A 17,992-nucleotide genomic window follows, 5' to 3' on the forward strand; every position below is an offset into this window, starting at 1 on the left:
ATGCGCGCCCCTTAGGATCCGTTGGGTGGGGTGAGAGCTCTGAGAAGGGCTCCCGCCGGACCTATGACGCAGTCCAGAGACGAGGAATCAAGCCGTGAGCGACGTCCGTAACGTGATCATCATCGGCTCCGGGCCCGCCGGCTACACGGCGGCGCTCTACACCGCGCGCGCGTCGCTGAAGCCGCTGGTGTTCGAAGGTGCCGTCACCGCCGGTGGCGCGCTGATGAACACCACCGAGGTCGAGAACTTCCCCGGCTTCCAGGACGGCATCATGGGCCCCGAGCTCATGGACAACATGCGCGGCCAGGCCGAGCGTTTCGGTGCCGAGCTGATTCCGGACGACATCGTCTCCGTCGACCTCACCGGCGAGATCAAGACCGTCACCGACACCGCGGGCACCGTTCACCGCGCCAAGGCCGTCATCGTCACCACCGGCTCCCAGCACCGCAAGCTCGGTCTGCCGAACGAGGACGCCCTGTCCGGCCGCGGTGTCTCCTGGTGCGCCACCTGTGACGGGTTCTTCTTCAAGGACCAGGACATCGCCGTGATCGGCGGCGGCGACACCGCGATGGAGGAGGCCACCTTCCTCTCGCGCTTCGCCAAGTCCGTGACGATCGTCCACCGCCGCGACACCCTGCGCGCCTCGAAGGCCATGCAGGAGCGCGCCTTCGCCGACCCGAAGATCAAGTTCGTGTGGGACAGCGAGGTCGCCGAGGTCCAGGGCGACCAGAAGCTCTCGGGTCTGAAGCTGCGCAACGTCAAGACGGGCGAGCTCTCCGACCTCGCGGTGACCGGCCTGTTCATCGCGATCGGCCACGACCCGCGCACCGAGCTCTTCAAGGGCCAGCTGGATCTGGACGAGGAGGGCTACCTCAAGGTGGACGCCCCCTCCACCCGTACCAACCTGACCGGCGTCTTCGGCGCCGGCGACGTGGTCGACCACACCTACCGCCAGGCGATCACCGCGGCCGGCACCGGCTGCTCCGCCGCCCTCGACGCGGAGCGTTTCCTCGCCGCCCTCGCGGACGAGGAGAAGGCCGAGCCCGAGAAGACCGCCGCCGTCTGACCTCCCACCCACCCGCCCCACGCACCAACCAGTTAAGGAGCCCGCCGTGGCCGGCACCCTGAAGAATGTGACCGACGACTCCTTCGAGCAGGACGTCATCAAGAGCGACAAGCCCGTCCTCGTGGACTTCTGGGCCGCCTGGTGCGGTCCGTGCCGCCAGATCGCGCCGTCTCTCGAGGCCATTGCCGCCGAGTACGGAGACAAGATCGAGATCGTCAAGCTGAACATCGACGAGAACCCGGGTACGGCCGCCAAGTACGGCGTCATGTCCATCCCGACGCTGAACGTCTACCAGAACGGCGAGGTCGCCAAGACCATCGTCGGTGCGAAGCCGAAGGCCGCGATCCTCCGCGACCTCGAGGACTTCATCGCCGAGTAGGCGTTGTTTCACGTGAAACACGAATGGGCCAACCCGCCGAGGGTTGGCCCATTCGCTTGTCCCGAGGGAGCAGCCACGCTCACAGCGGTCGCAGCGCGGGTTCCTTCTGCACGGCCCCCAACAGACGGTCCAGTGCCATCTCCACGTCTTCCTTCCAGGACAGCGTCGTCCGCAGCTCCAGCCTCAGCCGCGGATAGGTCGGGTGCGGTCGTACCGTCTTGAAGCCCACCGCCAGCAGGTGGTCGGCCGGGAGCACACACGCGGGCTCCTTCCAGCGCGCGTCCCCGAACGCCTCGATGGCCTTGAAGCCCCGGCGCAGCAGATCCTTGGCGACCGTCTGGACCATCACCCGCCCCAGCCCTTGCCCCTGGTACCCCGGCAGGATGAACGCCGTCATCAACTGCACGGCGTCGGGCGAGACCGGGCTCGTGGGAAACGCGGTGGAACGAGGAACGTAGGCCGGAGGCGCGTAGAGCACGAAACCCACCGGGACGTCGTCGACGTAGACGACCCGTCCGCAGGATCCCCAGTCCAGCAGAACGGCGGAGATCCACCCCTCCTTCTCGAGCGCCGAGGTGCCGGCGGCTACCGCTGCTTCGCCACTGACGGGATCCAGCTCCCAGAAGACACACGAGCGGCAACGCTGGGGAAGGTCCTGAAGGTTGTCCAGCGTGAGCGGTACGAGCCGACGCCCCATGAAGGCTGATCCTCGCTTCCCTCGCCCGCTGCGTCACGGGCGGCTGTCAGAGCGCTCCTTTCCCTGAGCAGGCTGCCGACGAATCCGCCGACCGCGCCCAGGCCCAGGCCCGCGCTCACCAGTCCGGTCCGGCTCACCGTTCGCATGGCCCCTGCCTCCCCTAAGAGGTGCCGCCAGGTGGATGCGCCATACCCGATCGCATCGTATCGACGATGCGATTACCTCGATACCGCCAGAAAGCAAAGGGCGGGCCGTGTTCCGGTACTCACCGGACACGGCCCGCCCTTCATCCGCCGACCACGGCACTAGGCTTCCGAGATCAGTCCTCGGTGTCCTCCGCGCCGTCCTCCATCAGGCTCTTCTGAAGAGCCAGCCGCTCGCCCGGGGCGAGCGTGTTGAGGATCCGCTCAAGGTCGTCCGGCGAGGCGAACTCGACGGTGATCTTGCCCTTCTTCTGGCCGAGCTCGACCTTCACCCGCGTCTCGAAGCGATCCGAGAGCCGGGTCGCGAGGTCGGTCAGCGCCGGGGAAACCCGGGCACCGGCCCGCGGCCCCTTGGACCTCGGGGCCTTCTGGACCCGGGAGCCCATCAAGGTGACGATCTCCTCGATGGACCGGACGGACAGGCCCTCGGCCACGACTCGGTGAGCCAGCCGCTCCTGCTCCTCCGGGTCCTCCACGGAGAGCAGCGCTCGCGCGTGTCCGGCGGAGAGCACGCCCGCCGCCACCCGGTTCTGGACCCTCGGCGAAAGCTTCAGCAGCCGCAGCGTGTTGGAGACCTGCGGACGGGACCGGCCGATGCGGTCCGCCAGCTGGTCGTGGGTGCAGTTGAAGTCCTTCAGCAACTGGTCGTAGGCGGCGGCCTCTTCCAGCGGGTTCAGCTGGGCGCGGTGCAGGTTCTCCAGCAGGGCGTCCAGGAGGAGCTTCTCGTCGTCCGTGGCCCTCACGATCGCCGGGATGGCCGTCAGGCCCGCCTCGCGGCACGCCCGCCAGCGGCGCTCACCCATGATGAGCTCGTACTGGCCCCCACCCACCTGCCGTACGACGACCGGCTGGAGGAGACCGACCTCCTTGATGGAGGTGATGAGCTCCTGCAGCGCGTCCTCGTCGAACACCTCACGCGGCTGGCGCGGGTTCGGCGTGATGTCGTCCAGGGGGATCTCGGCGAAGTGGGCGCCCATCGGAGGCGCGGGCGCCTCCGCGATGCCGTTGACGACCGGCTCCTCGGTTTCACGGGAAACCGGCGGGAGGGCGGCCACCTTAGCGGCGGCGACTCCCCGATCACCGGTCAGTACCGGGACGGCCGCCGGAGAGGTGGGGGCGGGGCTTCCCGCCGTGGCCTGCTCCGCCGGTCCGGGGATCAGCGCGCCGAGACCACGGCCCAAACCAATTCTCCGTCGGTCGCTCACTGGATCCCCTCCACCATGCTCGGGTCGCTCTGGGCGCCGATATGGGCGTGCGTCGCGTCGTAGCGAACGCCGACACCCCTCAGCGCGATTTCTCGTGCCGCCTCAAGATAGGACAGGGCACCGCTGGATCCGGGATCGTAGGTCAGCACCGTCTGTCCATAACTCGGCGCCTCGGAGATACGGACCGAGCGGGGGATGCTCGTCCGCAGCACCTCCTCGCCGAAGTGACTGCGCACCTCGTCCGCGACCTGGGACGCCAGGCGGGTCCGGCCGTCGTACATGGTGAGCAGGATCGTCGATACATGCAGCGTGGGGTTGAGGTGCCCCCGCACCAGGTCGACATTGCGCAGTAGTTGGCCCAGGCCCTCCAGCGCGTAGTACTCGCACTGGATCGGGATCAAAACCTCCTGCCCGGCCACCAGCGCGTTGACCGTCAGCAGGCCGAGCGAGGGCGGGCAGTCGATGAGGATGTAGTCCAGCGGCTGCTCGTAGGCCTGGATGGCCCGCTGCAGCCGGCTCTCGCGGGCCACCAGGGACACCAGCTCGATCTCCGCACCGGCGAGGTCGATCGTGGCGGGGGCGCAGAAGAGGCCCTCCACATCAGGGACCGGCTGGACGACTTCGGCGAGCGGCCTGCTCTCGACCAACACGTCGTAGATCGACGGAACTTCCGCGTGATGGTCGATACCCAGGGCGGTGGACGCGTTGCCCTGGGGGTCGAGGTCGATCACCAGGACGCGGGCACCGTGCAGAGCCAGTGAGGCGGCCAGGTTGACGGTCGTCGTCGTCTTGCCGACGCCGCCCTTCTGGTTGGCGACCACGATGAACCGGGTCTGCTCGGGTCGTGGGAGACCCTCACCGGCACGGCCCAGAGCCTCTACCGCCAGTTGGGCGGCACGACCGATGGGAGTGTCGTCCATCGGGGGCGGTGTTTCACGTGAAACATCCTCCCCCATCGACTCGGTACGGGGACCGGGGACCGGATCGGTCATCGGTCCCGCGATGTTGGCGTCGGACCGCAAGGATTCACTCTCCTCGACTACAGGCTCGCAATGAACAGAGCCTCCCATGTCTTCGGGGTCGTGAACCAGTGAGCCCTGGTCTTCTGTGGAGAATTCCACCTCTGTGGACAACTCCGTTACCTCTCCGAGTGACCCGAGAGGCTTCCGGTCGCGGGGTTCGGCCGCGGCGCGGCCCCGGCTGATGATGCCGTGCAGCAGTGAGCGACGTTTCACGTGAAACACGATGCACAGCAGCACAGGCCGATCTGTCGCCGACACTCCGGCATGCGTAGGTTAGGCAGCTTGTGTGGAGTACGTCTCGTCCTCAGGACGGATCAGCACCGCCGGGACAGAATCAGCACCGCCGGACAGGATCAGCGACGCCGACGCGCTCGCCCTGTCCGGGCCGCCTTCGCCCGCTTCGCCGCGAAGCGGACGCCGCCGGGGCTCTCCCCGACCTCGACCCGCACGACCGTGGACAGCGGATCCACCACGCCCTCACCCACATGCAGGACGGATGTCCCCACCGCACCGAGCTTGCTCAGCGCCGTGGCGGCGCTCTTCAGCTCCTCCTCGGCGGTGTCGCCCTTGAGGGCGAGCATCTCGCCGTAGGGACGCAGCAGCGGGATGCCCCAGGTGGCCAGCCGGTCCAGCGGAGCCACGGCCCGAGCCGTCACCACGTGCACCGGCTGGAGCTTGCCCATGACCTCCTCGGCCCGGCCCCGCACGACGGTCACATGATCCAGGCCCAGCAGCTCGACCACCTCGGTCAGGAAGGTCGTCCGGCGCAGCAGCGGTTCCAGCAGCGTGATCTTCAGGTCCTCCCGGACCAGGGCCAGCGGAATGCCGGGCAGCCCCGCCCCGGAGCCGACGTCGCACACCGTCACCCCCTCGGGCACGACCTCCGAGAGCACGGCGCAGTTCAGCAGATGCCGCTCCCACAGCCGGGGCACCTCACGCGGCCCGATCAGACCGCGCTGCACGCCCGCCTCCGCGAGCAGCTCCGCGTATCGGACCGCGTCCGCGAAGCGATCACCGAACACCGCACGCGCCTGCTCGGGCGCGGGGGGAAGCTCCGCTGCCTCCGTCACGGGGGACCGTCCTTCCGTACCGCGCCGGCGCACTCGGGCGCCGGCACCAGAACCACCAGAACTATCAGGCTGACAAAGTTCGGCCCCGCCTGCCGGGCAGACGGGGCCGGAGGAACCTACGGACCGATCAGGCGGGCAGCACGACGACGAAGCGCTGCGGCTCCTCGCCCTCGGACTCGCTGCGCAGACCCGCGGCCTTGACCGCGTCGTGGACGACCTTGCGCTCGAAGGGCGTCATCGGCTTCAGCTTCACCGGCTCGCCGGTGTTCTTCACGTCGGCCGCCGCCTTGGCGCCCAGCTCGGAGAGCTCGGCGCGCTTGTTGGCGCGGTAGCCGGCGATGTCCAGCATCAGTCGGCTGCGGTCGCCGGTCTCCCGGTGCACGGCCAGGCGCGTGAGCTCCTGGAGTGCCTCCAGCACCTCACCGTCGCGGCCGACCAGCTTCTGCAGGTCGCGGCCGCCCGTGTCGCTGATGATCGAGACAGCGGCGCGGTCGGCCTCGACGTCCATGTCGATGTCGCCGTCGAGATCGGCGATGTCGAGCAGACCCTCGAGGTAGTCCGCCGCGATCTCGCCCTCCTGCTCCAGGCGGGTCAGGGTGTCTGCACCCTCGGCAGCGGCGGAGGTGGTGCCTTCCGTCACGGGATGGACTCCTTCTTACTTCTTGGACGGGGACTTGGGCCGCTGCGGACCCTTGCGCTGTCCGGACTGGGCCTTGCTGCGGGCGCCGGACCCGGGCTTCTGGGCCTGCTTGGCGGTGGAGGGCTTGGCGTCCTCGGGGGCGTCGGACTTGGTCAGCGACGTCTTGGTCTCGGGCTCACCGCCCGCCGCCTTGGCCCCGCCGGACTGGCGCTGGGACTTACTCTGCCGCTTGGGCTGCTGGCGCTTCGGCGCCGCCGTGGGCGTACCGTCCTCGGTCGCGACCGCGACGGGCGTCTCGCTCTTCACCACGGTGCCGTCGGTCTGCGCGGCGAGACCCGCCTTGTTCAGGCCGTTGATGAACTTGCGCTCGTACTCGTTGCGGTCGCGGCCCTTGGCGACGATCGCCTTGATGATGTTGCGCTCACCGCGTCGGCGGACCTTGCCGTGGTGCGTGACGTGCTTGCTCAGGCGCTCCAGGTACGCGGCCTGGGCCTTGGAGCCCGGGGTCGGGTTGTTGCGGATGACGTACATCTGCTGACCCATGGTCCACACGTTGGTGGTCAGCCAGTAGACGAGGACACCGACCGGGAAGTTGATGCCGAAGACGGCGAACATGACCGGGAAGATGTACATCAGCATCTTCTGCTGCTGCATGAACGGCGTCTTCACCGTGGTGTCGACGTTCTTCGTCATCAGCTGGCGCTGCGTGTAGAACTGCGACGCCGACATGAGGATGATCATGATCGCGGTGACGACACGGACGTCGGTGATCGTGGAGCCGAGCGCCTCGACCTTGGACGCGCTGTCCGTGAACTTCGACGCGAGCGGCGCGCCGAAGATGTGCGCCTGCTGCGCGCTCTCCAGCAGCCGGTCGTTGATGACGCCGACCTTCTCGTTGTTCGCGATGCTGTTGAGCACGTGGTACAGGGCGAAGAAGAACGGCGACTGCGCCAGGATGGGAAGACACGAGGAGAGCGGGTTGGTGCCCGTCTCCTTGTAGAGCTTCATCATCTCTTCGGACTGGCGCTGCTTGTCGTTCTTGTAGCGCTCCTGGATCTTCTTCATCTCGGGCTGCAGCGTCTGCATGGCCCGGGTCGCCTTGATCTGCTTCACGAAGAGCGGGATCAGGCAGATACGGATCAGGATCACCAAGGACACGATGGACAGGCCCCAGGCCCACCCTGTGTCATCGCCGAAGATGGCGCCGTACACCGTGTGGAACTGGACGATGACCCAGGAGACAGGTGTCGTGATGAAGCTGAAGAGGCTGGCAATCGTGTCCACTAATCATGCTCCTTGGGCATGGGACGGGGTCTCTGCGGCCGGGCTCGAAGAAGCTTGGTCTTCGGTGGCCGTTTCGGCGGCGGAGGTCCCGCCCTTGCGTGCGCGCCATGCGCCTCGCAACATCTCGTGCCACCGCGGGCGCTTGCGCGGCGGGACATGGTCCACACCGCCCAGCGACCACGGATTGCAGCGCAGGATGCGCCAGGCCGTGAGCGCCGTGCCCTTGATCGCACCGTGCCGGTCGATGGCCGTGTAGCCGTAGTGGGAACACGACGGGTAGTACTTGCACACCGGCCCGAGCAGCGGGCTGATGGTCCACTGGTAGATCTTGATCAGAGCCAGCAGCGGGTACTTCATCGCGCGCCCCCTCCCAGCAGCCGCTGCAGAGCGGCATCCAGGTCTCGGGCCAGCTGTGCATGGTCGGCGTCACCCGCACCGGGCAGCGCTCGTACGACTACCAGGCTACCGGGGGGAAAGACGTCGACTCGATCGCGCACCAGATGGCGAAGCCTGCGCTTCACCTTGTTGCGCACGACCGCACCGCCGACGGCCTTGCTGACGACGAAACCCGCACGCGTCGGGGGAGCGCTCTCCCCAGGCGCGTGCGGGTCCGTGGCACCGCTACGAAGGTGGACGACGAGGGTCGGGCGCCCGGCCCGGCGGCCTCGTCGTACCGCGGTCGCGAAGTCCTCGCGCCGCCTCAGCCGGTTCTCGGTGGGCAGCACGACGTCATGACCTGACCGGAATCAGGCGGACAGGCTGGCGCGACCCTTGGCACGACGGTTCGCGAGAATCGCGCGGCCGGCACGGGTACGCATCCGCAGGCGGAAGCCGTGGGTCTTCGCGCGACGACGGTTGTTCGGCTGGAAGGTGCGCTTGCTCACTCGGGGGCTCCAGAAATCAAATCGGTGGTGGCGGGTGCCGTCCTGGCTGTCACCGTGCGCCCACGAGTAGCTCGCGTTACGCCCGAGTGCACCGCTTCCCGATCACCGGTTCACCCCCGCCGTGGCGGGGACGTGATCTTGTGCCCATCGGAGGCAGGCGGCAGCAGCCATCGACAACTCGACCTGGTTACGGTACGCGGGGCTACGCCATCCGGTCAAACCAGGGGTCACCGGGAGACACTATCCACAGCCTGGGGACAACAACTTGAACCGCACCCGTCGCCCTGACTACCGTGGCTGAACTCCGATTCGCCCGTCCCACCCGATTTGAATCCCGACCCGTCCCACAATCACACGTTCGTGGGACCCGTGAGAGAGCGTGCCCTGTGGCTGACGTACCTGCCGATCTTGCCGCAGTGTGGCCACGAGTACTCGAGCAGCTCCTCGGCGAGGGTCGCGGCCAGGGTGTCGAGGCGAAGGACGAACACTGGATCCGCCGCTGCCAGCCGCTCGCGCTGGTCGCGGACACCGCCCTGCTCGCCGTCCCGAACGAGTTCGCGAAGGGCGTACTGGAGGGCCGTCTCGCCCCGATCGTCAGCGAGACCCTGAGCCGCGAGTGCGGCCGCCCCATCCGCATCGCGATCACCGTCGACGACTCCGCGGGCGAGGCCCCGGCCCCGCCGACGCCCCCCGCCCGCCCCCAGCCGCGGTACGAGGAGCCCGAACTCCCCTCCGGCCAGTACGAGGGCTACGGCCGCCATCGCGGCGCCGACGGCGACGCCTACCCCTCCCGGTCCGACCAGGGCGACCAGCTCCCCACGGCCCGGCCCGCTTACCCGGGCGAGTACCAGCGCCCCGAGCCCGGCGCCTGGCCGCGCCCGCAGCAGGACGAGTACAGCTGGCAGCAGCAGCGCCTGGGCTTCCCCGAGCGCGACCCGTACGCCACCCCGTCCTCCCAGGACTCCTACGGCCAGGACGGCTACGGCCAGCCGCAGCAGGACTACCGCCCGCAGCCGATGGACCGCCCGCCCTACGACGGCCAGCGCTCCGAGTACGACGGCCCCCGCGGCGACTACGACGCCAAGCGCCCCGACTACGACAAGCCGCGCGGCGACTACGACCAGGGCCGGCCCGACTACGACCAGCGCGACGCCCGCCGGGAGCTGCCCGAGCCGGGCACCGGCCACGGCCCCGCCCACCGCGGCCCCGTCGGCTCCTCGCTGCCCACCTCCAGCGGCGCCCCCGGCCCGCTGGCCGCGCAGCCCGCGCCGGCCACCGGTCCCGGCGAGCCGACCGCGCGCCTGAACCCGAAGTACCTCTTCGACACCTTCGTCATCGGGGCGTCGAACCGTTTCGCCCACGCGGCGGCGGTCGCCGTCGCCGAGGCGCCCGCGAAGGCCTACAACCCCCTCTTCATCTATGGGGAGTCCGGGCTCGGCAAGACGCACCTGCTGCACGCGATCGGGCATTACGCGCGAAGCCTGTATCCCGGCACGCGCGTGCGCTACGTGAGCTCCGAGGAGTTCACCAACGAGTTCATCAACTCCATCCGCGACGGCAAGGGCGACAGCTTCCGCAAGCGGTACCGCGAGATGGACATCCTGCTCGTCGACGACATCCAGTTCCTCGCGGACAAGGAGTCGACGCAGGAGGAGTTCTTCCACACCTTCAACACGCTCCACAACGCCAACAAGCAGATCGTGCTCTCCAGCGACCGGCCGCCCAAGCAGCTGGTCACGCTGGAGGACCGGCTGCGCAACCGGTTCGAGTGGGGACTGATCACCGACGTCCAGCCGCCCGAGCTGGAGACGCGGATCGCCATCCTGCGCAAGAAGGCGGTGCAGGAGCAGCTGAACGCCCCGCCGGAGGTGCTGGAGTTCATCGCCTCCCGGATCTCGCGGAACATCCGGGAGCTGGAGGGCGCGCTGATCCGCGTGACCGCGTTCGCCTCGCTCAACCGGCAGCCGGTGGACCTGGGCCTGACGGAGATCGTCCTGAAGGACCTGATCCCGGGCGGCGAGGACTCGGCGCCGGAGATCACCTCCACGGCCATCATGAGCGCCACCGCCGACTACTTCGGCCTCACGGTCGAGGACCTGTGCGGCACTTCGCGCGGGCGCGCGCTGGTGACGGCCCGCCAGATCGCCATGTATCTGTGCCGGGAACTGACGGACCTCTCCCTGCCGAAGATCGGCGCCCTCTTCGGCGGCCGCGACCACACCACGGTCATGCACGCGGACCGCAAGATCCGCAATCTGATGGCCGAGCGGCGCTCCATCTACAACCAGGTCACCGAGCTCACCAACCGCATCAAGAACGGCTGACAGCCGCCTCGATACGGCGTCCAGGGCGCCCTCCGGAGCAGATCCGGGGGGCGCCCTTCGCTGTGCCGGCGCGGTACAGGCCCTCCGCCGACACGGCGCCGACGCCGCCCGGTGTTCGATTACTCGCCGGGTTACGGCCACTCTCCACAGATTCGGGGACTTTCTTCCGTCCACATCCTGGGGACTGTGGAGTTGTCCAGATCGTCGTCCACAGCTGTGCGGTTGACAGACCATCAGCCCAGCTCAGCCGGTTGTGGATTCGTGGACGAAGGATCTCCACAGACTGTGGACAACGAGATGGTCCACAGGCTGTGCATCGAGTTGTCCACCGGCAACCCACAGGATGAGGCCGGTTGTCCCCAGCGATCGGCAGCTTCTCCACATGACTGTCCACTGTTCGGCAACGCGACGCGCCTTCTCACCGAGTCGAGTGAAAGGCGTCACACGAAGGTGCCGGGTTGCCCTGTGGGAAAGGTGGGTAAAGCTGGGGACGGCGCTGGGGAGAACTCGCCCCGGCCTGTGCACGGGGTGTGCAGAACTTTCTGTTCTCCACAGAAGCACCCGGTTGTCCACCGGCTCCGCCCACAGGGGCAGTGGACAAAATTCCCGCTCTGAGCTGGGCAAACGTGGTTATCCACGGTTTCCACAGGCCCTACTACTACTCCCAACTAGAGAGAGCGGGGAATTCGTTTCGAAGGGGGTCCTGTGCACAACTCGCCGTCCGGCGCCCGGCTGCCCCTCGTCACGACTTGACCCCGAGGGGCACCTACTGTCAGTGCCGTGCGTCAGACTGTTCCCCGGTGTCCTTCCCGTCACAGGAACCGATGACACGGGGACCGGCGACACCGAGACAGACGACGTAGCCAGGCAGGGCGAGAAGCGCCGGCAACAGCAGGAGGCGGCAACAGTGAAGATCCGGGTGGAACGCGACGTACTCGCGGAGGCCGTGGCCTGGGCGGCGCGCAGCCTCCCGGCCCGTCCGCCGGCGCCTGTCCTCGCCGGCCTGCTGCTGAAGGCCGAGGACGGTCAGCTGAGCCTGTCCGGCTTCGACTACGAGGTCTCCGCGCGGGTCTCGGTGGACGCCGAGGTCGAGGAGGAGGGCACGGTCCTCGTCTCCGGCCGGCTCCTCGCCGACATCTGCCGTGCGCTGCCGAACCGGCCGGTGGAGATTTCCACAGACGGTGTACGGGCGAGCGTGGTCTGCGGCTCCTCGCGATTCACACTCCACACCCTGCCTGTGGAGGAGTACCCGGCGCTGCCGCAGATGCCGTCGGCGACCGGCACGGTCCCCGGTGAGGTCTTCGCCTCGGCCGCTTCCCAGGTGGCCATCGCGGCGGGCCGTGACGACACGCTGCCGGTGCTGACCGGTGTGCGCATCGAGATCGAGGGCGACCGGGTCACGCTGGCCTCCACCGACCGGTACCGCTTCGCGGTCCGTGAGTTCCTGTGGAAGCCGGAGAACCCGGACGCGTCCGCGGTGGCCCTGGTCCCCGCGAAGACGCTCCTCGACACGGCCAAGGCGCTGACCAGCGGTGACAGTGTGACGCTCGCGCTGTCCGGCTCCGGCTCGGGCGAGGGCCTGATCGGTTTCGAGGGCGCGGGCCGGCGGACCACCACCCGGCTGCTGGAGGGCGACCTCCCGAAGTACCGGACGCTGTTCCCGACCGAGTTCAACTCCGTCGCGGTGATCGAGACGGCACCCTTCGTGGAGGCCGTGAAGCGTGTGGCGCTGGTGGCCGAGCGGAACACCCCGGTGCGGCTGAGCTTCGAGCAGGGCGTGCTGATCCTGGAGGCCGGGTCGAGCGACGACGCACAGGCTGTGGAAAGGGTCGACGCGCAGCTCGAGGGCGACGACATCTCGATCGCCTTCAACCCGACCTTCCTGCTGGACGGGCTCAGCGCGATCGACTCCCCGGTGGCGCAGCTGTCGTTCACGACGTCCACCAAGCCGGCGCTGCTGTCCGGCAAGCCGGCGCTGGATGCCGAGGCCGATGAGGCGTACAAGTACCTGATCATGCCGGTCCGTCTGAGCGGCTGACCTGCGTCAGGGCCGGTCAGAGGGTGGGCTCGGTGGGCTGGGTCATCTGAGCGGCTATGCCCACAGTTGTGCGTGAGAGTCCGGGTTTAGGCTCGGACGTAGGTACGAAGGTGCCACTCACGCCACAGCAACCTAAGGAACAACTGATGGAGCTCGGTCTCGTCGGCCTCGGCAAGATGGGCGGCAACATGCGCGAGCGGATCCGCCGCGCGGGCCACACCGTCGTCGGATACGACCGCAACCCTGACCTCGCGGATGTCCACAGCCTGGAAGAGCTTGTGGGCAAGCTCAAGGGCCCGCGCGTGGTCTGGGTGATGGTCCCGGCGGGTGCGCCGACCCAGTCGACCGTCGACGAACTGGCCGAGCTCCTGGAGCCCGGTGACGTCGTCGTGGACGGCGGCAACTCGCGCTGGACGGACGACGAGAAGCACGCCGAGGAGCTGGCCGCCAAGGGCATCGGCTTCGTCGACTGCGGTGTCTCCGGCGGCGTCTGGGGCCTGGAGAACGGCTACGCGCTGATGTACGGCGGCGACGCGGAGAACGTCGCCAAGGTGCAGCCGATCTTCGACGCGCTCAAGCCCGAGGGCGACTTCGGCTCGGTGCACGCCGGCAAGGTCGGCGCGGGCCACTTCGCGAAGATGGTCCACAACGGCATCGAGTACGCGATGATGCAGGCCTACGCCGAGGGCTGGGAGCTGCTGGAGAAGGTCGACTCCGTCACCGACGTGCGCGAGGTCTTCCGCTCCTGGCAGGAGGGCACGGTCATCCGCTCCTGGCTGCTGGACCTCGCGGTCAACGCCCTCGACGAGGACGAGCACCTGGAGAAGCTGCGCGGTTATGCACAGGACTCCGGCGAGGGCCGCTGGACTGTGGAAGCCGCCATCGACAACGCCGTGCCGCTGCCCGCGATCACGGCCTCCCTGTTCGCGCGGTTCGCCTCGCGGCAGGAGGACTCTCCGCAGATGAAGATGATCGCCGCGCTGCGGAACCAGTTCGGCGGCCACGCGGTCGAGAAGAAGTAACACCAGCACCACACGAGACCGGGGGAGGTCGGCGCACCACCATGCACGTCACGCATCTGTCGCTGGCCGACTTCCGCTCGTACGCCCGGGTCGAAGTTCCGCTCGACCCGGGCGTCACCGCGTTCGTGGGCCCGAACGGCCAGGGCAAGACCAACCTCGTCGAGGCCGTCGGCTATCTCGCCACCCTCGGCAGCCACCGCGTCGCCTCCGACGCGCCGCTGGTCCGGATGGGCGCCGAGCGCGCGATCATCCGGGCCCAGGTCCGGCAGGGCGAGCGGCAGCAGCTGGTGGAGCTGGAGCTGAACCCGGGCCGGGCGAACCGCGCCCGGATCAACAGGTCCTCGCAGGTCAGGCCCCGGGACATCCTCGGGATCGTGCGGACGGTCCTGTTCGCGCCGGAGGATCTGGCCCTGGTCAAGGGAGACCCCGGTGAGCGCCGCCGTTTCCTGGACGAGCTGATCACCGCGCGCTCCCCGCGCATGGCCGGGGTGCGCTCTGACTACGACCGGGTCCTCAAGCAACGCAACACCCTGCTCAAGACGGCCGCGCTCGCCCGGCGGCACGGCGGCCGCTCCATGGACCTGTCCACCCTCGACGTCTGGGACCAGCACCTCGCCCGCGCGGGCGCCGAACTGCTCGCCCAGCGCCTCGACCTGATCGCCGCGCTCCAGCCGCTGGCGGACAAGGCGTACGAGCAACTGGCCCCCGGCGGCGGTCCGCTGGCGCTGGAGTACAAGCCGTCCGCGCCCGGCGAGGCGCACACGCGCGAGGATCTGTACGAGCAGGTGATGGCCGCGCTCGCGGAGTCCCGCAAGCAGGAGATCGAGCGGGGCGTCACCCTCGTAGGACCCCATCGGGACGATCTGCTGCTCAAGCTCGGGCAGTTGCCCGCCAAGGGGTACGCCTCGCACGGCGAGTCCTGGTCCTACGCGCTCGCGCTCCGGCTGGCCTCCTACGACCTGCTGCGCGCCGAGGGCAATGAGCCGGTGCTCGTCCTGGACGACGTCTTCGCCGAGCTGGACACCCGGCGCCGGGAGCGGCTGGCCGAGCTGGTCGCGCCCGGGGAGCAGGTGCTGGTGACGGCGGCGGTCGACGACGACGTGCCGCATGTGCTGGCGGGGGCGCGGTACGGCGTGGCCGAGGGGACGGTGGAGCGCGTATGACCGCCGAGGAGCCCAAGAAGTCCGCCGAGCCTTCCGGTGTCGACCTCGCGCGCGTGGCGCTGCGGGCGGCCAAGGAACAGGCACGCGCGCGGGGTGACGCGCAGGCGCAGAAGAAGCAGGCGCGCCGCGGTGGCGGTCTGCGCTCCGGCGCGCGCGCCGACGGCCGCGACCCCATGGCGCTCGGCGCCGCCATCAACCGGCTGATCACCGAGCGCGGCTGGGAGACGCCGGCCGCGGTGGGCGGTGTGATGGGCCGCTGGCCGCAGATCGTGGGGCCGGATCTGGCCAAGCACTGTGTGCCGGTCACGTACGACGAGGACGAGCGGGTGCTGGTCGTGCGGTGCGACTCGACGGCGTGGGCGACGAATCTGCGGCTGCTCGCCCCGCAGTTGGTGGCCCGCCTGAACGAGGATCTCGGGCACGGCACGGTGAAGGCGATCAAGGTTTTGGGCCCCGGCGGCCCCGAGCGCCGCTACGGCCCCTTGCGCGCCCCGGGCAGCACCGGTCCCGGTGACACCTACGGGTGACGTACATCACGTATTGGCATGTCGGAGCGGTCCCGTCGTACTCCTGGGCGCGGCGGTGGATCCCGGCGCGCGGCCTACCTGACTCCCAAGTAGCAAAGGGTTGACCCCCAGAAGCGCTGAGTGCCGCTGTGAGCCTCTTGGAGCCCCGCTCCGCATATGGGGAGTCGGGCGGGACCGGTTCAGGGCGGCACATGCGGACTCAGGTACCGGCAAACCCCCATCACTGTCGGTGCTACCGGTAGACTGGAAGCTAATCCCGCCCCAAACGTGGGGACCGTCCGGGAAAAGCTGAGCAACGCTGATCAAGGCTTACCAACGCAACATGCCGCAGCCGCTCCGGCAACCGCCGACGAGCCCGGCTCGTGCTGTGCCAGAAAGGGCGCTTCGTGGCCGATTCCGGCAACCCCAACGAGAACATCCCGTCCACCGACGCCGGCGAGAACGGCGCTGTGACCTCGTCGACCGGCGAGGCCACAGCTTCGTACGACGCCAGCGCCATCACCGTCCTCGAAGGCCTGGACGCGGTCCGCAAGCGCCCCGGTATGTACATCGGCTCCACCGGCGAGCGCGGTCTGCACCACCTCGTCTACGAGGTGGTCGACAACTCGGTCGACGAGGCGCTGGCCGGGCACGCGGACACCATCGACGTGACGATCCTGGCCGACGGCGGCGTACGGGTCGTCGACAACGGCCGCGGCATCCCGGTCGGCATCGTGCCCTCCGAGGGCAAGCCCGCCGTCGAGGTCGTGCTGACGGTGCTGCACGCGGGCGGCAAGTTCGGCGGCGGCGGCTACGCGGTCTCCGGCGGTCTGCACGGCGTGGGCGTCTCCGTCGTCAACGCCCTGTCGAGCAAGGTCTCCGTCGAGGTCAGGACGGACGGTCACCGCTGGACGCAGGACTACAAGATGGGCGTCCCCACGGCGCCGCTCGCCCAGCACGAGGCCATCGAGGAGACCGGCACCTCGGTCACCTTCTGGGCCGACGGCGACATCTTCGAGACCACCGACTACTCCTTCGAGACGCTCTCTCGGCGCTTCCAGGAGATGGCGTTCCTCAACAAGGGTTTGACGATCAAACTCACTGACGAGCGCGAGTCGGCGAAGGCCACGTCCGGGGCGGACGAGGCGGGCGCCGACGAGAAGGCCGAGGTCAAGCACGTCACGTACCACTACGAAGGCGGCATCGTCGACTTCGTGAAGTACCTCAACTCCCGCAAGGGGGACGCGGTGCACCCCTCGGTCATCGACCTCGAGGCCGAGGACAAGGACAAGGCCCTGTCCCTCGAAGTCGCCATGCAGTGGAACAGCGGCTACAGCGAGGGCGTGTACTCCTTCGCCAACATCATCCACACGCACGAGGGCGGTACCCACGAAGAGGGCTTCCGCGCCGCGCTCACCAACCTGATCAACAAGTACGCGCGCGACAAGAAGCTGCTGCGCGAGAAGGACGACAACCTCACGGGTGACGACATCCGCGAGGGTCTGACGGCGATCATCTCGGTGAAGCTGAGCGAGCCGCAGTTCGAGGGCCAGACGAAGACCAAGCTGGGCAACACGGAGGCCAAGACCTTCGTGCAGAAGGCGGTCTACGAGCACCTCAACGACTGGCTGGACCGCAACCCGGTCGAGGCCGCCGACATCGTCCGCAAGGGCATCCAGGCGGCCACCGCGCGCGTGGCGGCCCGCAAGGCGCGGGACCTGACCCGCCGCAAGGGCCTGCTGGAGTCGGCGTCGCTGCCGGGCAAGCTCTCGGACTGCCAGTCGAACGACCCGACCAAGTGCGAGATCTTCATCGTCGAGGGTGACTCCGCCGGCGGCTCGGCCAAGTCCGGCCGCAACCCGCAGTACCAGGCGATCCTCCCGATCCGAGGCAAGATCCTCAACGTCGAGAAGGCGCGGATCGACAAGATCCTGCAGAACCAGGAGATCCAGGCGCTGATCTCGGCCTTCGGCACGGGTGTGCACGAGGACTTCGACATCGAGAAGCTCCGCTATCACAAGATCATCCTGATGGCGGACGCCGACGTCGACGGCCAGCACATCAACACCCTGCTGCTGACCTTCCTGTTCCGCTTCATGCGGCCGCTGGTCGAGGCCGGGCACGTGTTCCTGTCGCGTCCGCCGCTGTACAAGCTCAAGTGGGGCCGGGACGACGTCGAGTACGCCTACTCGGACCGCGAGCGCGACGCGCTGATCGAGATGGGCCGCCAGCGCGGCAAGCGCGTGCGCGAGGACTCCATCCAGCGCTTCAAGGGTCTCGGTGAGATGAACGCCGAGGAGCTGCGCGTGACGACCATGGACCAGGAGCACCGCGTCCTCGGCCAGGTCACCCTCGACGACGCCGCCCAGGCCGACGACCTGTTCTCGGTCCTCATGGGCGAGGACGTCGAGGCCCGCCGCGCCTTCATCCAGCGCAACGCCAAGGACGTCCGCTTCCTCGACATCTGAGTCGGTCTCAGCTGACCGCAC

At 68.6% G+C, this 17,992-nt stretch carries 17 protein-coding genes; 8 read left to right on the forward strand and 9 right to left on the reverse strand.

Going from position 1 to position 17,992, the window contains the following annotated elements:
- Positions 1–94 precede the first annotated feature (94 nt).
- Both trxB and trxA read left to right on the forward strand, forming a co-directional pair.
- The gene (gene trxB, locus ACWDRW_RS01045; RefSeq protein WP_451718188.1) at positions 95–1,066 is read left to right on the forward strand and encodes a thioredoxin-disulfide reductase; all 972 of its coding nucleotides are present in this window, start codon (positions 95–97) and stop codon (positions 1,064–1,066) included.
- A gap of 46 nt (positions 1,067–1,112) precedes the next feature.
- On the forward strand, positions 1,113–1,445 hold the full coding sequence (gene trxA / locus ACWDRW_RS01050) for a thioredoxin (RefSeq protein WP_186287959.1): 333 nt from the start codon (positions 1,113–1,115) through the stop codon (positions 1,443–1,445).
- 79 nt (positions 1,446–1,524) lie between these two features.
- Here the strand turns inward: trxA and ACWDRW_RS01055 are convergent, their stop codons facing one another.
- From ACWDRW_RS01055 to rpmH, 9 genes are all read right to left on the reverse strand, one after another.
- Entirely contained in the window at positions 1,525–2,142 is a 618-nt protein-coding gene (locus ACWDRW_RS01055; protein WP_451718191.1) for a GNAT family N-acetyltransferase, read from the reverse strand.
- Between the two features lie 319 nt (positions 2,143–2,461).
- Positions 2,462–3,550 (reverse strand): ParB/RepB/Spo0J family partition protein, encoded by a 1,089-nt coding sequence (locus ACWDRW_RS01060; protein WP_451718194.1) that lies wholly within the window; start codon positions 3,548–3,550, stop codon positions 2,462–2,464.
- Positions 3,547–4,620 (reverse strand): ParA family protein, encoded by a 1,074-nt coding sequence (locus ACWDRW_RS01065; RefSeq protein WP_451718197.1) that lies wholly within the window; start codon positions 4,618–4,620, stop codon positions 3,547–3,549. Before ACWDRW_RS01065 ends, ACWDRW_RS01060 begins: the two co-directional genes overlap by 4 nt.
- Before the next feature lie 305 nt (positions 4,621–4,925).
- Positions 4,926–5,642, reverse strand: a complete 717-nt coding sequence (gene rsmG / locus ACWDRW_RS01070; RefSeq protein WP_451718200.1) for a 16S rRNA (guanine(527)-N(7))-methyltransferase RsmG — start codon at positions 5,640–5,642, stop codon at positions 4,926–4,928.
- Positions 5,643–5,769: 127 nt separating this feature from the next.
- The gene (locus tag ACWDRW_RS01075) at positions 5,770–6,282 is read right to left on the reverse strand and encodes a Jag family protein (RefSeq protein WP_451718203.1); all 513 of its coding nucleotides are present in this window, start codon (positions 6,280–6,282) and stop codon (positions 5,770–5,772) included.
- Positions 6,283–6,297: 15 nt separating this feature from the next.
- Entirely contained in the window at positions 6,298–7,566 is a 1,269-nt protein-coding gene (gene yidC, locus ACWDRW_RS01080) for a membrane protein insertase YidC (RefSeq protein WP_451718206.1), read from the reverse strand.
- A 3-nt stretch (positions 7,567–7,569) separates the two neighbouring features.
- Positions 7,570–7,923 carry a membrane protein insertion efficiency factor YidD gene (yidD, locus tag ACWDRW_RS01085; protein ID WP_451718208.1) on the reverse strand — a complete coding sequence of 118 codons (354 nt, stop codon included), beginning with the start codon at positions 7,921–7,923 and terminating at the stop codon, positions 7,570–7,572.
- Positions 7,920–8,291 (reverse strand): ribonuclease P protein component, encoded by a 372-nt coding sequence (rnpA, locus tag ACWDRW_RS01090; protein WP_078598854.1) that lies wholly within the window; start codon positions 8,289–8,291, stop codon positions 7,920–7,922. The genes yidD and rnpA overlap by 4 nt, the downstream gene beginning before the upstream one ends.
- Positions 8,292–8,312: 21 nt before the next feature.
- Positions 8,313–8,450, reverse strand: a complete 138-nt coding sequence (gene rpmH, locus ACWDRW_RS01095; RefSeq protein ID WP_015659252.1) for a 50S ribosomal protein L34 — start codon at positions 8,448–8,450, stop codon at positions 8,313–8,315.
- Between the two features lie 386 nt (positions 8,451–8,836).
- On the opposite strand from rpmH, the gene dnaA reads away from it, so the two are divergent.
- From dnaA to gyrB, 6 genes are all read left to right on the forward strand, one after another.
- A complete protein-coding gene (gene dnaA / locus ACWDRW_RS01100; RefSeq protein ID WP_451718211.1) occupies positions 8,837–10,774 on the forward strand; it encodes a chromosomal replication initiator protein DnaA in 1,938 nt (645 codons plus the stop codon).
- 907 nt (positions 10,775–11,681) lie between these two features.
- Positions 11,682–12,812, forward strand: a complete 1,131-nt coding sequence (dnaN, locus tag ACWDRW_RS01105; protein ID WP_451718213.1) for a DNA polymerase III subunit beta — start codon at positions 11,682–11,684, stop codon at positions 12,810–12,812.
- Between the two features lie 146 nt (positions 12,813–12,958).
- Positions 12,959–13,834 (forward strand): phosphogluconate dehydrogenase (NAD(+)-dependent, decarboxylating), encoded by an 876-nt coding sequence (gnd, locus tag ACWDRW_RS01110; protein ID WP_451718216.1) that lies wholly within the window; start codon positions 12,959–12,961, stop codon positions 13,832–13,834.
- A gap of 41 nt (positions 13,835–13,875) precedes the next feature.
- On the forward strand, positions 13,876–14,997 hold the full coding sequence (gene recF / locus ACWDRW_RS01115) for a DNA replication/repair protein RecF (protein WP_451718219.1): 1,122 nt from the start codon (positions 13,876–13,878) through the stop codon (positions 14,995–14,997).
- The gene (locus tag ACWDRW_RS01120) at positions 14,994–15,524 is read left to right on the forward strand and encodes a DUF721 domain-containing protein (RefSeq protein WP_451718222.1); all 531 of its coding nucleotides are present in this window, start codon (positions 14,994–14,996) and stop codon (positions 15,522–15,524) included. The genes recF and ACWDRW_RS01120 overlap by 4 nt, the downstream gene beginning before the upstream one ends.
- A gap of 386 nt (positions 15,525–15,910) precedes the next feature.
- Positions 15,911–17,971, forward strand: coding sequence for a DNA topoisomerase (ATP-hydrolyzing) subunit B (gene gyrB / locus ACWDRW_RS01125; protein ID WP_451718225.1), 2,061 nt, complete (start codon positions 15,911–15,913; stop codon positions 17,969–17,971).
- Positions 17,972–17,992 lie beyond the last annotated feature (21 nt).

The organism is Streptomyces sp. NPDC003635, from assembly GCF_053587635.1.

Excerpts from the sequence above, each read along its gene's own strand:
- yidD (WP_451718208.1), bottom strand. The coding sequence starts at position 7,923 with ATGAAGTACCCGCTGCTGGCTCTGATCAAGATCTACCAGTGGACCATC.
- ACWDRW_RS01120 (WP_451718222.1), top strand. The coding sequence starts at position 14,994 with ATGACCGCCGAGGAGCCCAAGAAGTCCGCCGAGCCTTCCGGTGTCGAC.
- gnd (WP_451718216.1), top strand. The coding sequence starts at position 12,959 with ATGGAGCTCGGTCTCGTCGGCCTCGGCAAGATGGGCGGCAACATGCGC.
- ACWDRW_RS01055 (WP_451718191.1), bottom strand. The coding sequence starts at position 2,142 with ATGGGGCGTCGGCTCGTACCGCTCACGCTGGACAACCTTCAGGACCTT.
- ACWDRW_RS01065 (WP_451718197.1), bottom strand. The coding sequence starts at position 4,620 with ATGGGAGGCTCTGTTCATTGCGAGCCTGTAGTCGAGGAGAGTGAATCC.
- recF (WP_451718219.1), top strand. The coding sequence starts at position 13,876 with ATGCACGTCACGCATCTGTCGCTGGCCGACTTCCGCTCGTACGCCCGG.